The following is a 17,269-nucleotide window of genomic DNA, read 5'->3' as shown; positions in this document are numbered from 1 at the left end:
GGACACCATGAGGTCTCCGCCGACCCGCTCAGGCCACGATCAGCGGCCGCAGGGTGCGGTGGGCGACCTGCAGGCCGGTGTGGATCCGGTCCTCGGTGCCGCCCCACACCGGGTCCTCGTGCTCGACCGAGAGCACGCCGTCGAACCCGCCCTCGTAAAGCGTGTCGACGACCCGACGCCAGTCCACGTCGCCGAGGCCGGGCACCCGGTAACGCCACCAGCCGACGTCGAACGGGTCCTCCCGCACCACCGCCTTGCCCGGCCAGCCGTAGTGGTGGCGCCGCTGCGGGAAGAGCTGGATGTCCTTGGCCTGCGCGTGCGGGATCCGGTCCACGTAGGGCCGCAACGCCTCGACCGGGTCGATGCCCATCCACAGCAGGTGGCTCGGGTCGTAGTTGAGGTAGAGCCCCAGCGAGAACATCCACTCCCAGAGCTCCGGGGAGTAGGCCAGGTTGCCCGGGTAGCCGTCCGGGTGCCAACCCTCCATCACGCAGTTCTCGACGATCAGCTTGACGCCGTGCTCGCCGGCCCGCTCCACCAGCGGCGGGAAGATCTCCTCGGCGTCACGCAGGTTCTCCGCGACCGTCCGCCCCGGGTGCCGCCCGACGAACGTGCCTACGGTCGGGCAGCCGAGCAGCGCGGCGGCGTCGATGCAGGCGGCGACGTGGTCGTTGACGGCCTTCCGCTCGCCCGGATCGGGGTGCAGATTGTTGTCGTAGAACGCCAGCGAGCTCAGCGTCAGGCCGTGGCGGTCGAACAGCGCACGTGTGCTGTCGGCCTCCCGCTCGCCGAACGAGCTGACATCGAGGTGGCTGGCGGTGAACGGGCGGTCGCCGACGGCCGGCCAGGCCGCCACCTCCAATGCCTCGTAGCCCTGTCCGGCAGCCCAGGCCGCGATCTGCTCCAGCGGCTGGTCGGGAAGGCAGGCAGTGAGCATTCCGAGCTTCACGAGGGCACCTCCACCCAGGTCGAGGACTCCGACGAGCGGATCACCGCGTCGGTCAGTGCCGCGGCGCGCAGGCCATCGGCGAACGTGGGCAACCCGTCCGGTGCGCCGCCGTGGACCGCGGCGTAGGTGTCGGCCACGAACGCGTTGAAGCAGTCCTGGTAGCCCTGCGGGTGCCCGGGCGGGAGCAGCGAGTAACGCGCCGCGGCCTCCGACGACGCCGACGAGCCACGGTGCAGCGTCCGGTCGCCGTCGATGCCACCGATCCGCACCGCCTCCGGGGCCTCCTGGTCGAAGCGGTACGCCGCCCGCTCGCCGTCGAGGGAGATCCGCAGGGCGTTGCGCCGGCCGAGCGCGGTCTGGCTGACCACGACCGAACCGGTGGCACCGGTGTCGGTCTCGAACTGCACGGTGCTGGCGGTACCCCCACCCGCGGTCGCGGCCAGCAGGCGGGTGATCCGGTGCCCGCTGGTGAACTCGACCAGGTCGCACCAGTGCACTCCGACGTCGGCGAACGCACGGTGTGCGCCGCCCTCGGCCGCGTCGCCACGCCAGCCGGCCGGTGCTCCGGCGGCCTGCCAGTCCTGCAGGTAGGCCCCGTGCAACAGGTGCAGCGGCCCGGCCTCGCCTGCGTCGACCCGGGCCCGGATCTCCCGAGCCGCGGGGTAGAAGCGGTAGACGAACGGCACCGTCGCGATCTGCCCGCCGGTCGCGGCGGCCAGCTCCCGCGCGTCGTCCAGCGTCGTCGCCAGCGGCTTCTCGCAGACCACGGGCTTGCCCGCGGCCAGCGCGCGGCGGGCCAGCGCGACGTGTGTCGAGTTCGGGGTGCACACGTGCACCACGTCGACGTCGTCGGCATCGATCAGCGCCTCGCCGCTCGGTGACCCGGCGTGGGCGCCGAGCCGAGCCGCGGCGGCGGCCGAGCGGTCCGGAGTGGACGCGGCGACCCGGGTCACCTCGCCGCCGGCCGCGCGGACGGCGTGCGCGTGCACGCCGCCGATGAATCCGGCGCCGATGATCCCGGCGCGGAGGCTGTCCGCCATCGCTCTCCCCTGTCTCAGCTCGTCGTCACGGTCAGCCCGGCCCGGTCCAGCGCGCCGTCGAGCCAGGCGCGGCTGATCCGGGCGGCCTCGGCCGGGTCGCCGTTGTAGGAATCCAGCTCGACGACCAGCCAGTCGTCGTAGCCGGACTCGGCAACGGCGGCGAGCACGCCGTCCAGGTCGAGCTCGCCGCGGCCCAGCGGCAGGAACGTGGCACCGTCGGCCCCGAGGTCTTTGAGGTGCACGTGCCGGATCCGGTCGCGGTACCGGCGGATCATCGCCGCCGGGTCACCACCGCCGGCGGCCAGGTGCGCGGTGTCCGGGCAGAACCCGATCGAGGATCGGAAGAACACGGCCTCGACCTGCTCCGGGGACTGGCCGATCGTCCCCAGGTGCGGGTGGTAGCAGGCGGACAGGCCGTGCTCGGCCGCGATCCCGGCCACCGTGTCGAGGGCCTGACCGAGCCGGTCGTGGTCGCCCTCGGCGATGCCGTCGGCACGGGGTGCGCCGCCGCCGACCACGAGCTGCCCGGCCCCGAACCGGGCCGCGGCCTCGGCGGCGCGGCGCACCCGGTGCAGTTCGTCGGCCAAGATGTCCGGGTAAACGAAGTTCGCGCCGGTGTAGACGCCGACCAGCGACAGCCCGGTCTCGTCGAGCAGCCGGGGCAGCGAGGCGGGGTCGTCGTCGGCGAACTCGGCGAACTCGCGCACGTTCCCGTCGAACATCTCGACACCCCGGTAGCCGGCGTCGGAGATTTCGCGCAGCGCCCGGTGCATGTCCCCCGGTACCCGGTAGACGAGATCCTTCACGCTGGTCACCCCGCCGGCGGCGCCGGTGACCCCGCCCCAACTGATCGAGTGATAGCCCAGACGCACGACCCACCTCCTCCGGTGCGGCCACAGCGCCGCACTTTCGATCGATACAACGACACTAATGTTTGATCTGCACAGAAGTCAATGGACTAGCCTCCGAAGTCCCGGCCGAAGCGGAACGAGGAGGGCCACCGAGTGGGACTGTCCGTGCAGGGTGTCGCGCCGGACCAACTGGACACGCTGGTCACAGTGCTCGACCTGGTTCGCTCCGGCGGCGCGCGCACGCGTCCGGAGCTGGCCCGCCGCTCCGGGCTCGGGCGCACGGTCGTCTCGCAGCGGCTCGGTCAGCTGGAGGCAGCCGGTCTCGTGACCGAAGGCGATCTCGGCGTGTCGACCGGCGGTCGGGCGCCGCGCGAGCTGCGCTTCCAGGCCGATGCGGGGGTTCTGCTGGTGGCCTCGCTCGGGGCGACCGGGTTCGACGCCGGCGTATCCGACCTGAGCGGGCGCCAGATCGCCCACCGCAGCTGCACCTGGGACATCGCCACCGGACCGGAGGCCAGCCTGAGCCGGGTCGAGGAGTTGTTCGACGAACTGCTCGCCGAGCGGGACGCTCCCGCCGTCTGGGGCGTCGGTCTCGGAGTGCCCGGACCGGTCGAGTTCGCGTCCGGCCGCCCGGTCGCGCCACCGATCATGCCGGGCTGGGACGGCTACCCGGTCCGCGACCGGCTGGCCGCGCGTTACGACGCCCCGACGTTCGTGGACAACGAGGTCAACGTGATGGCGCTGGGCGAGTACCGGGCGGGCCGGGGGGCCGGAGCCCCGGACCTGGTGCTGGTCAAGATCGGCACCGGGATCGGGGCCGGACTGGTCTCCGGCGGACGACTGCACCGCGGCGCGCAGGGCTCGGCGGGCGACATCGGACACATCGGGCTGACCGGATCGGTACCCGGGGCCGAGCAGGTGGTGTGTCGCTGCGGCAACGTCGGCTGCCTGGAGGCACTGGTCGGCGGGGCGGCTCTGGCCCGGGACGCGACGACGGCCGCCCGGGAGGGCCGGGGCGAGCACCTGGTCGCGCGGCTGGCCCACGCCGGCGAGATCGCCCCGGACGACATCGCGCGCGCCGCCGAGCTCGGCGACCCGGTCGCGGTGGAGCTGCTGTCCCGAGCCGGCCGACTGGTCGGCGACACGGTGGCCGCGGTGGTCAACTTCTTCAACCCGTCGATGATCCTGCTCGGCGGGCGGGTCGGGGCATCGGGTGACCTGCTGCTGGCCAGCGTCCGGCAGCAGGTCTACCGGCGGTCGCTGCCGCTGGCCACCCGCGATCTGGAGATCGTGCGGACGTCGCTGGGCGAGCGGTCGGGCCCGACCGGGGCCGGCTTCATGGTCATCGACGAGCTGTTCGGTCGGGACCTTCTGGCCCGGTGGATCCCGCACGGAAGCCCCGCCGGGATGCCGGGGCTCCGCCCGCATGCGGCGGCCGGCGCCTGATCCGACCTGTTACCGGGGCAGGCCGTTCGACAGTGTCGGGGCGCCCATGGTGCGAACGGTCGTGGGAACTGCGGCTAGGGGTCGGCGTGATCTCGCCGATGCCGCATGCGCTCAGCACTGGCGACGAAGTCCGCGACCAGCGGATGCGCGGCCAGCCGCGGCCAGGCCAGCGTGATCGGCACCCGCGGCGAGTCCGCGACGAGCCGGTAGCGGATCTGCGGGTGGGTGTAGAGCCGCCCGGTGGAGGCCGGCGTCAGTCCGACGCCCCTCCCGGCCGCGATCGCCTCCATCCACTCGTCGACGTTGCGGACCCGCACGAAGGTGTCCGGCCGCCGGGTCGGCTCCCACAGCTCGAGCGTGGTCGTGCCCGAGACCACGTTGATCACGATCGTCTCGCTCGCGAGATCGGCCAGTACGACGTCCTCGCCGGATACCAGCCGGTGGTCCACCGGCAGAGCGACGACGCGGGGTTCGTCGGCCAGCACCAGCGTCCCGAACCGGGGATCCCCGGGGTCGCCCGGCAGGAACCCCACGTGGGTGCGGCCGTCGTCGAGCCCGGCCACGGTGTCGTCGTAACGCCGAATCTCCACCGTCACCTGCGGGTGGGACCGTTCGAAGTCCCGCACGATCGGGGCGGTGTACTCGGCCGTGGAGCCCCAGGTGAACCCGACCCGCAGGACGGGTGGTCCACCGGTCGCGACGCCGATCGCCTCGTCGAGCACGGCCAGCGCGCGATGAACGTGCGGCAGAAACCGCTGACCGGCCGCGGTGAGCTGGACCGTGCGGCGGTTTCGTGCGAACAGGGCCGTGCCGACCAGACGCTCCAGCGACGCGACGGTGCGACTCAGGGCGGGCTGGGTGATCTGCAGGTGCCGCGCGGCGCGGGTTAAGTTGCGTTCCCGGGCGACGGCCACGAACGCACGCAGATGCCGCATCTCCACTCCGTGCTCCGCCGGCATCTCACTCATGCCTGGGCAGCATAAGTGCTGCTGGATCGGCATTTCCACCCGCGCTGACCGCGGGCCTAACGTCCTGTCATCGCTGATCCGACGAGGAGAGGCCGAGCTGACAAGAGAGAGGACGGGACCGACGATGGTCTCCTTCCAGGGTGTGATCCCGGCGCATCTGCTCCCGTTCACCGAGGACGGGCAGATCGACGAGCCGAACCTCCGCCGCCACCTGAGTGCCCTGCTCGACGTCGAGGGCGTCGCGGGCATCACGACCAACGCACACGCCTCGGAGGTGGCCACCCTCACCGCGGACGAGCAGCGCCGCCAGCTCGACATCGTCCTCGACGAAGTCGCCGGGCGGGTCCCGGTGATCTCGGGGGTCTACCAGGACGGCTCCGCGAAGGCCGCGCGGATCGCCGCGGACGCCGAGTCGGCGGGCGCCGACGGCCTGCTGGTGTTCCCCACGGTCGTGTTCGACGGCGGCGCGCAGCTGCGTCCGGAGATGGCGGTGGGCCACTACGCCGCGATCGCCGACGCCACCTCCCTGCCGATCATCGCGTTCGTCTATCCGGCGACGTCCGGGCTGCGGCTGGGCACCGACGCCCTGGTCCGGATCTGTTCCGAGATCGACAACGTGGTCGCGATCAAGGAGTGGTCGAACGACATCGTCACCTACGAGCGCAACCTGCGGGCGCTGCGGGCGCTGGACAAGCCGGTCTCGGTGCTGTCCAGCTTCAGTCGCTCGCTGCTCGCCTCGCTCGTGCTGGGCGCGGACGGGATCCTCTCCGGGCACGGCAGCGTCGTCGTGGACCTGCACGTAGAACTGTTCCGCGCCGTGGAGAAACAGGACCTGACCCAGGCGCGCCGGGTCTGGGACCGCATCCAGCCCTTCGCCGAGGCGTGCTACGCCGACCCGTTCCTGGACGGGCACAACCGGATGAAGGTCGCGCTGGCCCAGCTGGGCCGGATCGACGCCGCGCATGTCCGGCCACCGCTGCAACCGGTGCCCGACACCGAGCGGGCGATGCTGCGCGCCGCCATCGAGCGGGCGGAGCTGCCCCGTGGGTGAGAGCTCCGGCCTGTTCGACCCGATCGAGATCGGCGGCGTCCGGCTGCGCAACCGCACCCTGCTGCCCTCGATGACCACCCGCCTCGCCGACGACGCCGGGCACGTCACCGACGCGACGCTCGCCTACTACCGGGCCCGCGCCGAGGGCGGTGTCGGGCTGGTGACCGTCGAGATGGCCTCCCCCGAGATCGCCGGCAAGCACCGATTCCGCGAGCTGGGCATCTACGACGACGTGTTCCTGCCCGGCCTGCGCCGGCTGGTGGACACGCTGCACGAGGCCGGGGCATGCGCGTCGATCCAGCTCGGACACGGCGGCAGTCGGGCCCGGTCCGCAGTCTCCGGCACGACCCCCGTGGCGCCCTCGGCCGTGCCCACCCCGGTCTTCGAGGTGGAGAGCGAGATCGCCGTCCCGGAGGCCATGTCGCCAGCCCGGATCCGCGAGACGGTCGACGCGTACGTGGCCGCGGCGGCCCGTGCGCAGCGGGCCGGGTTCGACATGGTGGAGCTGCACGGCGCGCACGGCTACCTGATCTCGCAGTTCCTGTCCCCGCTGGAGAACACCCGCACCGACTCCTACGGCGGGTCGCTGGAGAACCGGGCCCGGTTCGGCCTGGAGATCCTGCGCCGCATCAAGTCCGAGGTCCCCGGTCTGCCGGTGATCTTCCGGATCGGGGTGGAGGACTTCTTCGCTGGCGGGCTCACCGCCGACGAGGGCATGCAGGTCGGCCGGTGGGCGGAGCAGAGCGGCGCCGACGCGGTCAGCGTGACCGCCGGGCACTACCGCTCCCTGCCGGCCGCGGAGCGGATGATCCCGCCGATGGCGTACCCCGCGGCGACGTTCGTCGAGTACGCGGCACGGATGAAGCAGCTGGTGGACGTCCCGGTGATCGGGGTCGGGCGGCTCGGCGATCCCGATCTCGCCGCCGCTGCCGTGGCCGACGGCAAGCTCGACATCGTGGCCCTCGGCCGACCACTGATCGCCGACCCGCACTGGGTGGCCAAGGCACAGGCCGGAGTTCCCGTCCGGCGATGCCTGGCCTGCAACCACTGCATCACGAACATGCGATCCGGCGCGCAGCTGTCCTGTGTGGTCAACCCGGCGACCGGTCGGGAGGACGCCTACGACGGCACGAGTGCGCCGGGAGGCCGCCGGATCGTGGTGCTCGGCGCCGGACCGGCCGGGCTGACCTACGCCTCGCTGGTCGCCGAGGACAACGACGTCACCGTGATCGACACGGCGGACCGCGCAGGCGGGGCGTTCCGGCTCACCGGCCTCGCCCCGCGGTTCAACGACGTCACCGCGGCCGAACCGACGTTCACCGCCTACGTCGGAGAGCTCGAACGAACCTGCCGGCTGGGCGGCGTCCGGTTCCGCTACGGCTCGAAGGCCACCCGCGACGACCTGCATGGCGCGGATCTGGTCGCGGTGGCCACCGGGGCGGACTACCGGTTCGGGCTCGGCGCACTGGTCCCTCGACTGCTGCGCACCCGCGCCGCCCGCTCCCGGGCCGCCGCCCGTCTGTTCGCCTCCACCCGGGTCCGCGACAGCCTCTACTACCGGCTGCGCATCGGACACGGCGCCACGCTGGCCCGGCGCCTCCCCCTCGACCCGGGCACCGAGGTGCTCGTGCTCGGCGATGCCCGCCGGGCCGGCAAGGCCCGCGAGGCCATCACCAGCGCGTTCGAGGCCGCTCTGGCCCCCAGCACCCGTCCCGCACCCACCCGCTGACACCCGACAAGAGGTCCGAAAGCCATGACAGAGACGTCAGTGAGCGCAGACCACGCGCCGCCGGGCAGCCGGCAGAGCAGCAAGGTCGCCTTCGCCAGCCTGATCGGCACCACCGTCGAGTGGTACGACTTCTACATCTACGGCACCGCCGCGGCGCTGGTGTTCCCGAAGCTGTTCTTCCCCGAGTTCTCCCCGGGAGCGGGCCTGCTCGCGGCGCTGTCCACCTACGCGGTCGGCTTCGCCGCCCGCCCGCTCGGCGGCATCGTGTTCGGTCACTACGGTGACCGGGTCGGGCGCAAGAAGATGCTGGTCATCTCGCTGCTCGCGATGGGCCTCGGAACACTGGCGATGGGGCTCGTCCCGGGCTTCGCCGAGATCGGCATCCTGGCCCCGATCCTGATCGTGGCGCTCCGGTTCGTCCAGGGCGTCGCCGTCGGCGGCGAATGGGGCGGGGCGGTGCTGATGGCCGTCGAGCACGCGCCACCGGGCAAGGCCGGCTGGTACGGATCATGGCCGCAGGTCGGCAGCCCGCTCGGGCTGGTGCTCTCCACCGCGGCGTTCTCCGCGGTGAGCGTGCTGCCCGACGAGGACTTCCTGTCGTGGGGCTGGCGGGTACCGTTCCTGGCCAGCGCGGTGCTGATCATCGTCGGGCTCGTCGTGCGGCTGCGGCTGATGGAGTCCCCGGTGTTCGCGCAGATGCAGTCCGCAGGTGACACCGCCCGGCTGCCCGTGCGCGACGCGCTGGCCAAGCACCCGGGCAGCGTGCTCGGCGCCGCCGGTGCGTTCGTCGTGATCAACACGGTATTCTATCTGGTCACCGTGCTCGGCCTGTCCTGGGCCACCACGCATCTGGGCATCCCGCGCGGCACGTTCCTGGCCGCCGTCCTGGTCGCTGCAGTGATCATGTGCGGCACCGTGCCGCTGTTCGGCGCGCTGTCCGACCGGGTCGGCAGGCGCCCGGTGTTCGCGGCCGGGGCGATCCTGGTGGCGGTGTTCGCGTTCCCGCTGTTCTGGCTGATCGAGACGATGTCGACGCCGCTGCTGTTCCTCGGCGTCATCGTGATCATGGGTATCGGACACCCGCTGATGTACGGGCCGCAGGCGGCGCTGTACTCGGAGATGTTCCCGCCTGCGCTGCGCTACTCGGGCGCCTCACTGGGTTACCAGATCGGCGGCATGCTCGGCGGGCTCGTCCCGCTCGTCGCCAGCGCCCTGCTGATCAGCTACGACAACGCGTCCTGGCCGATGGCCGCGCTGCTCGCCGTGACCGCCGTGATCAGCCTGCTCTCCCTGCTCACGATCCGCGCCCGCTACGCCGACCACACCGGCATCGACCACACCGCCGGGGAGGCCACGCCGTGACCGCACTCGATCTCACCGGCCGCACCGCCGCCGTGACCGGCGCGGCCCGCGGCATCGGCCAGTCCATCGCCACGGCGCTGGCCGAAGCCGGAGCCCGGGTCGCCGTGATCGACAAGGACGCCGACGGCGCGCAGCTGGTCGCTGACAAGGTCGGCGGCGTGCCGGTGTCGGCCGACCTCACCGATGCCGCCGCCGTGGAGCGGGCGTTCACCGAGGTCGTCGAGCAGCTCGGCGCACTCGACGTGTTCGTCAACAACGCCGGCATCCTGCGGGCCGGTGACCTGGTCACCTCCGAGGTCGACGACTGGGACGCCCAGTTCGCCGTCAACACCCGGGCGGCGTACCTGTCCGTGCGGGCCGCCGCGGGACACATGCGGGCCCGCGGCGGGCCGGGCTCCATCGTCGTGGTCACCTCGAACTGCGCCCGCACCCCGCGGATGGACCTGGGCGCCTACTGCGCGTCCAAGGCGGCCACCGACATGATGGCCCGCTGCCTGGCCCTCGAGCTCGCCGACGAGGGCATTCGGGTCAACACCCTGTGCCCGGGCTCCTGCGACACCGAGCTGCAGCGCGAGCAGTGGCGCAGACTCGGCGTCGGCCCGGAGCGACAGATCCACGGGGACCCCGCCAAGTACCGAACCGGTATCCCGATGGGACGCCTCACCACCCCGCAGGACGTCGCCGACCTGGCCCTCGTGCTCGCCTCGGACGCCACCCGGTTCGTCACCGGCCAGTCCTGGCACGTCGACGGAGGACAGACTCTGCCATGAACGACCCCACGACCGACTCCCGCGCGAACGACCTCGCCGGACTGACCGCCGTCATCACCGGCGGGGCCTCCGGGATCGGCGCCGCCACGGCGGCCCTGTTCGCCGCGCGCGGCGCCCGGGTCGCCGTTCTCGACCTCGACCCCGGCGGTGTGCCCGGCCCGATGCTCGGTGTCCGCGCCGACGTCACCGACGATGATTCCGTGACCGCCGCCGTAGACGAGGTCGTGGCGGCATTCGGCGGGGTGGACGTCCTCGTCAACAACGCGGGCATCGGCGCGTCCGGCACGGTGGAGGCCAACGACCTCGACGAGTGGCGGCGGGTACTCGACGTGAACCTGCTCGGCCTGGTGCGCACGACCAGGGCAGCACTTCCGGCGCTGCGCCGCGCGCGCTCGGCGGCGGTGGTGAACGTCTGCTCCATCGTGGCCACTGCCGGCCTGCCCGACCGGGCGCTGTACTCGGCGAGCAAGGGCGCCGTGCTGTCCCTGACGCGGGCCATGGCTGCCGACCACGTCGACGAGGGGATTCGCGTCAATTGCGTGTGCCCCGGCACGGTCGACACCCCGTGGATCAGCCGGTTGCTCGATGCGGCCGACGACCCGGGCAGCGAACTCGAGGCGTTGCGCAGCCGCCAACCGACCGGTGGTCTCGTCGGGATGGACGAGATCGCCCGGTCCATCGTGTACCTCGCCGATCCGCGGATGTGCTCGCTCACCGGCACCGACCTGGCCGTCGACGGTGGGATGTCGGGCCTGCGCGTCCCGCGACGATGAGGGACCGGCGCGGTCCGATCGGCCTCGTCGCCCCTCGCGTCGGATCGACGAACGGCCCGGTGGATCACCGGGGTTCGTTGGCCTCGGTGTCTGCGTCTTTGAGGCGACGACGGCGTTCCTGCTCACGTCTGCTGTAGGACGCCTGGCGTACGGCGTCCTCGCTGGCCAGTCCGGAGCCGAGGGCTCCGGCGATGGTGCCCATCGACACGGAGAGCCAGGCGATGCCCGCGTAGTCGCCGAACCCGGAGGGGTGGACGAGGGTGGAGCCGAGGTAGGCGGGCGGGATGACGACCAGCGCCGAGGCCACGGTGACGACGTAGAGCAACACGTACATGCAGAGCACGCCGATGGAGATGGTCGCTACGGTGGCCGCGTTGTAGAGCACGGCTTGCTCGCGGAGCCGGTCGCCGGTGGGCCTTTCCCACAGGCCGTTGTCGATGATCAACCAGGCGATCATCGCGAGGACGGCGAGGACAGCGACCAGTAGCAGCCGCCAGGTGCTGAACGCGTCGGCGAGCTGCCAGATGTTCGGAGTAGAAGATCCCGAACGCGGCGACGGCGATGCCGGGCGAGAGACTGGGCACCAGCCGCCAGGGCCGGTTGGCGCGGACCATCCCGGAGAGCAAGCGCAGCCGGCCCCGTCGTGCCTCTGAGGGCAAGGTGGGAGTCGACGCCCTCGACGCGGGGAGAGCATTAACCCTGGTGATTCATGACGGCTGACAGTTGATCTCTCGATCATGATCGTTTCGGGTTTTCGGGTGCGTGCGTGCGGGGTCATCCGGCCTGCGGTTCTGCCGGGTGCTCCGTGTTGCTTGTGCCGACGGTGAGACTGGTTCAGCCTGCGGGGACGGGCAGGGCGTGGAGTCGGGCGAACGCGGTAGCGAGGTCTGTGGCCCAGGGCCAGGACTGCTGGATGCGGGCGAAGGTGCGGCGTTGACCTCGGGTGATTCGGGCGGCGACGTGCAGCAGCCGGTAGCGCAGCGTCTTCGGCTCGGCCTTCGCGAGATGGCCGTTGAGGAGCAGGTGCTGGGTCCAGGACAGCAGGTCGACCGCGAGCATCACCACGGTCAGCCAGGCCGAGTTGATTGCGAACGTCCGCGACGGGAAGTGGTTCAGGCCGGTGTCCTTCGCAGTGCGGATCCGGTCCTCGACCCGGGCGTGGGCGCGGTGTCGGGCGTCGAGGAACGCCAACTGCCCGGCCGCGGTGTCGGTGGCGAAGCAGGTGTAGCGCCAGCCGTCGCGGGTCTCCATCAGGTCCAGCTGCGCGCCCGGGTGCGGGCGTTCCCGGCGGACGATCACCCGGGTTCCGGTCGGGTAGCCCTCGAGCGCCGCGGCAGGCAGCAGCCCGGTGAGCTCGGCCAGGCCGGCGCCGTCGCGGTGGCCACCGTCGGCGTCGACGGCATCCGCCCACACCTTGCGCGGGACCGCGGAGATGGCGGCGCGTTCGCGGTCGGTGATGGCCCAGCCGACGGAGAACTCGCAGTTCACCAGCCTGTCGCGCTGGTCGCGGACGTGGGCCAGGAACCCTTTCGTGCAGCCCGCGGTGTCCGCACGGACCAGGATCGGACGGCCGTGGCGGTGCTGGTCCGGGACCTGGGCCAGGGCCTGGTCGAGCACCGCGATGTGGTCCGCGGCGGTGTTCGCGCCCGCGTTGCCGCGACGCAGCACTCCTGACAGGAACTCGGAGGTGTTGTCGCAGAACGCCATCAACGGGTGATAGCCGAAGGTCCGCTTGAACGTCGGCGCAGCCTGCTCCTTCTCGCTGTGGCAGATCACGATCGAGGCGTCCAGATCGAGCACCAGCACGTCGAGGTCCCGGCCGGCCACCCGCGCGGGCGGGAACGCCCGTCCGTGGCGTTCGGCGTGCTGGTCCCAGACCACCTCACGAGCCCTCGCCCGCGCCGCCGCGACCCGGGCGAGTGCGGTGTCGTCGAGGCGGTCGAGCAGCCGCCAGCAGGTCGAGTCCGACGCCACCACCCCGAACAAGTCGGCCTGGTCGCGCAGCACATCGATCTCGGAGATCGTGGTCGCCCCGTCGGCGACCGCGACGGCAAGGTCCACCAGGACCCGGCCCGGGTCATGCCGGGTCCCGGGCCGACACAGCTCGGCCAGGGCATGGGACAGCTCGCCGGTCACAGTCGTGCGGTCGGCGACGTCGGCCAGCAGACGAGACCCGGCGTGTGACACCACCCCGGCCCCGTCGGCGGTCACGATGATCTTCGGACGGGTGGTTGTAGCCTGCACTCGGAAAGTGCCTCCTCGACCCGGCGGACATGGCCCTCAGCAAGCCCTGTCCTACCTGGTCACGAGGCACTTTTTTCTTTCGGGGTCACCTACCGCCCGGCCCTCCATGAAGAGCCCGGGTTAAGAGCGTCCGGCAAATGATGTTCAGCGGAGTCGGCGGGTGGTCGGCCGGGTGGGCCAGCGGTAGAGCACGCGTGCGCGGTTGATCAGGCGGCGGATCACGGTCAACGCGGCGGCGAGGTTGAGGTAGAACTCGGCGATGTCGCGGCGCTTGTCGGTGAACCGGCGCAGCTTGCCGAACCCGTTCATCCACGCGTGCAAGCGCTCGACCGGCCACCGCCGCCCAGCCTGGATCGGGGCGGGTTCGCCCTTGAGCGCGATGTGGGCGTCATAGCCGAGGACCTCGAGCAGGTCGCGAGTCTTGGCCGAGTCGTAGCCCCGGTCCAGATGCATGCCCGGCAGATCGGGCAACGGACCGATCATGTCGCAAACCCCGGCCAGGGTGGGTTCGAGCAACGGCGAGTCGTGATCATTGGCGCGGGCGGCGACCAGGTGCAGCGGGATCCCGTTCCCGTCGCCGGCCACCGAGCGTTTGGTGCCCTGTTTGCCCCGGTCAACCGGGCTGCGCCCGGATACCTCACCGCCGCACGGGGACTTGGTGATCGACCCGTCCACGGACAGGTCATCGAGGTCGAGTCCGATCATCTGGTCGTAGCCGGCCAGGGCCTGGCGCAGCGTTTCTCGACCGACGCCGGCCCGGGCCCAGTCGTCAAGGCGGCGGCGGATGGTGCGGTCCGAGCAGCCCGGTGAGGCGAGGCGTTCGTAGCCGCTGCCGTGCACCAGCGCGGCGAGCACGTGTTCGAACACGACCCGGTCCGGGATCCGGCGACGATGACAGCCCCACGGATGGGTCGGGGAGAACTCGGGCCGTCGTTCGGACCCGATCAGGTCAGCGAACTCGACCCACAGCGGCTCGATCAGGGATGCTGGCAACAGAGGCACGGACCCTCCAGGCGATCACAGGACTTCAGCAATCCCATGATCACTTCTGGGTCCGTGCCTCTACCTGCAACGACACGCGGCGACCTCATTTGCCGGACGCTCTAAGGGGCTCTTCCGGAAATGGAGTGCAGGTGAGGCGTGATCGACCGCGGGAGTGGGGTCGTGTCGCTGCGGTGAGGCGGGCCCCGAGAAGTCGATGATGAAGGTTCCTACGCCGAACACCATCAACAAGCCCGGGGACCCGATGTCGCAGCCTACGTGCCCGCCTGCCCAGATCGTGGCCGACACGATCGTCCGTACCGTCGAGCTCGGCGTGCGGATTGCCGACGCCGCCCTCGACGGCGAGACCACGGTGCTGTGGTGCGACCTGATCACCGACGGACCCGGGCGTGCCCGGGCTGCGGGTTGGCCGGGGTCTATCGCGACAGCGTCGAGCGCCGCGTCTGCGACGTCCCGGTGGTCGGGCATCCGCTGCCACTGCGGGTCCGGGTGCCGCGCTACCGGTGTGTCCATGACGGTTGTGCGTGCGAGATCTTCGCCCACGACAGCAGCCGGTTGGCTCGCCCCGGAGCCTCGACCACCCGGCGCTGCGCGGAGTATGTGTTGCGCCGTTTGGCGATCGACAAGGCCACCGTCGCCGCGGTCGCCCGAGAGCTCGGCCGGAGCTGGGACGCCGTGAACAGCGTCGCGGTCGCCGCGACCGAGCAGCTACTGCTCACCGTCGGCCCCGCCCGGCTCGACGGTGTCCGGGTGATCGGGGTCGACGAGCACAAGTGGGCCCGTGTGTTCGGCGCAGCGGGTGACGGGTTCGTCACCGTGATCACTGATCTGACCGACGTCGTCGCAGGTCGGGGACCCGCACGTCTGCTCGACCTCGTCCCGGGGCGCTCGGCGGCGGCGATGAGGACCTGGCTTGACGCCCGCGACCAGGCCTTCCGAGATGGAGTCCGGGTCGTGGCGATGGATGGGTTCGGCGGCTACAAGAACGCTGCCACCGACGCTGTCCCGGACGCGGTCACGGTGATGGACCCGTTCCACCTCGTCGCGCTGGCCGGGCACAAGCTCGACCTGTGTCGCCAACGCGTCCAGCAGGACACCCTCGGCCACCGCGGCCGCACCGGTGACCCGCTCTACCGGGCACGTCGCATCCTGCGGACCCGCCTCGGGTTGCTCACCGACAAGCAGAGGGCCCGGCTCGAGGCGGTGTTCGCCGCCGATGACCACGTCGCGGTCGAGGTCACGTGGTGGGCGTATCAGCAGATCATCGCCGCCTACGCCGATCAGAACCGTCAACGCGGCAAGACCCTGCTCGCCGCTGTGATCGACCGGTTGCGCGCAGGGCTACCGGCAGGGCTCGACGAGCTCGCCACCCTGGGAAGGACGCTGCACCGGCGACGAGACGACATCCTGGCCTACTTCGACCACCGGCCTCGAACGGCCCGACCGAGGCCATCAACGGCCGCCTCGAAGCGCTGCGGCGCAACGCCCTGGGCTTCCGCAACCTGATCAACTACCGCATCCGATCGCTGCTGCACTGCGGAACCCTCGCACTCTAAAACCGGAAGAGCCCCATTGACGTTGTCGTCGTACAGGGCAATGTTCTGCTCGCGGGTCCGGCGCAGGTAGGCGGTCGGGATCCCGAGCTTGTCGGCGATGCCGTTGTCAGCGGTGCGCGTCGGGACCACCGTCGGGCCCCGCTGGTGACCCACTCCATCGACGGTGCCGATCGTGCTCGGTACCTGCCCGAGCGGTTCCCGTCGCTGCGCGGCCACGACCCGAGCTACGGGGCGGGTTCGATCATCCGCGGCTGCTCGACTCCGAGACGCCGGTGCCGCCGAGCCTGCCGGAGCGCTGGTGGGAGTACTTCTTCGACGCTCGGATGGCCGACATCGGCGAGGACGCAGCCGGCACCTGATTCGGATGGCCGACATCGGCGGGGACGCAGCCGGCACCTGAGGCGCCCGGAGCAGCGAGATCCGCGACGCCCGCTCCCCGGTACGCTGCGCCCGGGTCGTTTCCCGGTGGCGATCCCGGCTTCGTGCGACGCCGAGCGGCGTTGTCGTGCTTGCGAACCGCGAAAGGCGTGCGTCTGAGCTTGGCCCCCTGCGCCGGACACTGACGATGTAGGGTCAGTGATCTTGGTGTAAGAACCTGCATCATCAGCGGCCCGGGCCCGCCTCACCGCAGCGACGCGACCCCGCCTCCGCGAGCTGCCACACCCTCACCTGCACTCCGAATCCGGAACAGCCCGAAATGGTCGTAATTCGTCACGGAATTACAGCATTCTCGCTCTCGTCGAAATGCTTGAGAGCGAATTCGCGGGATGATTCGACATGCTCGGCCATGAGCCGCTCGGCCAGCTCGCTGTCCTGCGCTCGTAAGGCCTCGAGAATATTGCGGTGCTGCTCGATCGCGAGAGCGGCACGTTCGGCCGGGTAGGAATAGCGGGATCGGTAGCTCACGGTGAACGCAAGCACTTGCCCCATGATCGTTCGCAGCAAACTACTTCCAGTCGCGTCGCTGATCAGTCTGTGGAACGCTAGGTCGGCAAGTGCCTGTTCGTGTGCCGTGCCGGATACGCCGACGCGTTCAAGTTTGGCCTGGGCGTCGAGGAGCGCGTCGATGTCCTTCCGAGTGCGTGTGCGAGCGGCCTCCGCGGCCGCGTACGCCTCCAGAACGGCACGCAACGAGTAAATTTGCACGATGTCCTTCGAGGTGATTCTGCGCACTGTTGCGCCTCGATTGGGCGTAAGTTCGACAAGGCCTTCGCTTTGCAGCGTGAACAGCGCCTCGCGAACGGGGGTGCGGCTGACACCGAGGCCCTCGGCAAGCGTCCGCTCCGGCAGCGATTCTCCTGGCTTGAGATTACCGGAGAAGATTTCCTCGCGCAGGACTCGGGCGACGCCCTCGCTTGTGCGTTGCGACAGCGGAACGGTGTTAGGCTCCGAGAGCTGCATGTACCGGTCTCCGTTCTGGGCGGTCCATCGTCCGCCGCTTTGTCTCACGTGCGGACCTTTCCTGATCGATGACGATACGGGCACACGCGTTCGCCGCGGCCATGGAGGACGGTTGCAGGGCTCTGCC

Annotated in this window: 14 protein-coding genes and 1 pseudogene; 7 read left to right on the top strand and 8 right to left on the bottom strand. The window is 71.0% G+C overall.

Annotated elements, in window-relative coordinates:
- Window positions 1–28 precede the first annotated feature (28 nt).
- From JOF36_RS12455 to JOF36_RS12445, 3 genes are read right to left on the bottom strand one after another with little or no spacing between them, the layout of a single operon-like run.
- Window positions 29–949: a sugar phosphate isomerase/epimerase family protein gene (locus JOF36_RS12455; RefSeq protein ID WP_210026913.1), complete on the bottom strand. Its 921-nt coding sequence runs from the start codon at window positions 947–949 to the stop codon at window positions 29–31.
- Complete coding sequence (locus JOF36_RS12450) at window positions 946–1,989, bottom strand: Gfo/Idh/MocA family protein (RefSeq protein WP_210026911.1); 1,044 nt, start codon at window positions 1,987–1,989, stop codon at window positions 946–948. The genes JOF36_RS12455 and JOF36_RS12450 overlap by 4 nt, the downstream gene beginning before the upstream one ends.
- Before the next feature lie 14 nt (window positions 1,990–2,003).
- Window positions 2,004–2,861: a sugar phosphate isomerase/epimerase family protein gene (locus tag JOF36_RS12445; protein WP_210026909.1), complete on the bottom strand. Its 858-nt coding sequence runs from the start codon at window positions 2,859–2,861 to the stop codon at window positions 2,004–2,006.
- A 132-nt stretch (window positions 2,862–2,993) separates the two neighbouring features.
- Here JOF36_RS12445 and JOF36_RS12440 point away from each other — a divergent pair, with 132 nt between their 5' ends.
- Window positions 2,994–4,286: an ROK family transcriptional regulator gene (locus JOF36_RS12440; RefSeq protein WP_210026907.1), complete on the top strand. Its 1,293-nt coding sequence runs from the start codon at window positions 2,994–2,996 to the stop codon at window positions 4,284–4,286.
- Window positions 4,287–4,360: 74 nt separating this feature from the next.
- Here JOF36_RS12440 and JOF36_RS12435 read toward each other — a convergent pair whose 3' ends face one another.
- Window positions 4,361–5,254 carry a LysR family transcriptional regulator gene (locus JOF36_RS12435; protein WP_210026905.1) on the bottom strand — a complete coding sequence of 298 codons (894 nt, stop codon included), beginning with the start codon at window positions 5,252–5,254 and terminating at the stop codon, window positions 4,361–4,363.
- A gap of 124 nt (window positions 5,255–5,378) precedes the next feature.
- On the opposite strand from JOF36_RS12435, the gene JOF36_RS12430 reads away from it, so the two are divergent.
- From JOF36_RS12430 to JOF36_RS12410, 5 genes are read left to right on the top strand one after another with little or no spacing between them, the layout of a single operon-like run.
- The gene (locus tag JOF36_RS12430; RefSeq protein ID WP_210026904.1) at window positions 5,379–6,305 is read left to right on the top strand and encodes a dihydrodipicolinate synthase family protein; all 927 of its coding nucleotides are present in this window, start codon (window positions 5,379–5,381) and stop codon (window positions 6,303–6,305) included.
- Entirely contained in the window at window positions 6,298–8,034 is a 1,737-nt protein-coding gene (locus JOF36_RS12425) for an oxidoreductase (RefSeq protein WP_210026903.1), read from the top strand. Before JOF36_RS12430 ends, JOF36_RS12425 begins: the two co-directional genes overlap by 8 nt.
- Before the next feature lie 24 nt (window positions 8,035–8,058).
- On the top strand, window positions 8,059–9,396 hold the full coding sequence (locus JOF36_RS12420; RefSeq protein ID WP_210026902.1) for an MFS transporter: 1,338 nt from the start codon (window positions 8,059–8,061) through the stop codon (window positions 9,394–9,396).
- Window positions 9,393–10,166, top strand: a complete 774-nt coding sequence (locus tag JOF36_RS12415; protein WP_210026901.1) for an SDR family NAD(P)-dependent oxidoreductase — start codon at window positions 9,393–9,395, stop codon at window positions 10,164–10,166. Before JOF36_RS12420 ends, JOF36_RS12415 begins: the two co-directional genes overlap by 4 nt.
- Window positions 10,163–10,939 carry an SDR family NAD(P)-dependent oxidoreductase gene (locus tag JOF36_RS12410; protein WP_210026900.1) on the top strand — a complete coding sequence of 259 codons (777 nt, stop codon included), beginning with the start codon at window positions 10,163–10,165 and terminating at the stop codon, window positions 10,937–10,939. The genes JOF36_RS12415 and JOF36_RS12410 overlap by 4 nt, the downstream gene beginning before the upstream one ends.
- 64 nt (window positions 10,940–11,003) lie before the next feature.
- On the opposite strand, the gene JOF36_RS12405 is transcribed toward JOF36_RS12410, so the two are convergent.
- From JOF36_RS12405 to JOF36_RS12395, 3 genes are all read right to left on the bottom strand, one after another.
- Window positions 11,004–11,396 carry a hypothetical protein gene (locus JOF36_RS12405; protein ID WP_210026899.1) on the bottom strand — a complete coding sequence of 131 codons (393 nt, stop codon included), beginning with the start codon at window positions 11,394–11,396 and terminating at the stop codon, window positions 11,004–11,006.
- Between the two features lie 377 nt (window positions 11,397–11,773).
- Entirely contained in the window at window positions 11,774–13,183 is a 1,410-nt protein-coding gene (locus tag JOF36_RS12400) for an IS1380 family transposase (protein ID WP_210026898.1), read from the bottom strand.
- Between the two features lie 144 nt (window positions 13,184–13,327).
- Window positions 13,328–14,185 carry an IS5 family transposase gene (locus JOF36_RS12395; RefSeq protein WP_210026896.1) on the bottom strand — a complete coding sequence of 286 codons (858 nt, stop codon included), beginning with the start codon at window positions 14,183–14,185 and terminating at the stop codon, window positions 13,328–13,330.
- 244 nt (window positions 14,186–14,429) lie between these two features.
- On the opposite strand from JOF36_RS12395, the pseudogene JOF36_RS12390 reads away from it, so the two are divergent.
- Window positions 14,430–15,741: pseudogene (locus JOF36_RS12390) on the top strand (ISL3 family transposase).
- Between the two features lie 711 nt (window positions 15,742–16,452).
- Here the strand turns inward: JOF36_RS12390 and JOF36_RS12385 are convergent.
- On the bottom strand, window positions 16,453–17,142 hold the full coding sequence (locus tag JOF36_RS12385; RefSeq protein ID WP_210026894.1) for a GntR family transcriptional regulator: 690 nt from the start codon (window positions 17,140–17,142) through the stop codon (window positions 16,453–16,455).
- Between the last annotated feature and the right edge of the window lie 127 nt (window positions 17,143–17,269).

The sequence above is a fragment of the Pseudonocardia parietis genome (genome assembly GCF_017876315.1).
Taxonomy (GTDB): Bacteria; Actinomycetota; Actinomycetes; order Mycobacteriales; family Pseudonocardiaceae; genus Pseudonocardia; species Pseudonocardia parietis.
Note: the sequence above shows the minus strand (reverse complement) of the source record. Positions and strands in the feature narration are given on the sequence as shown.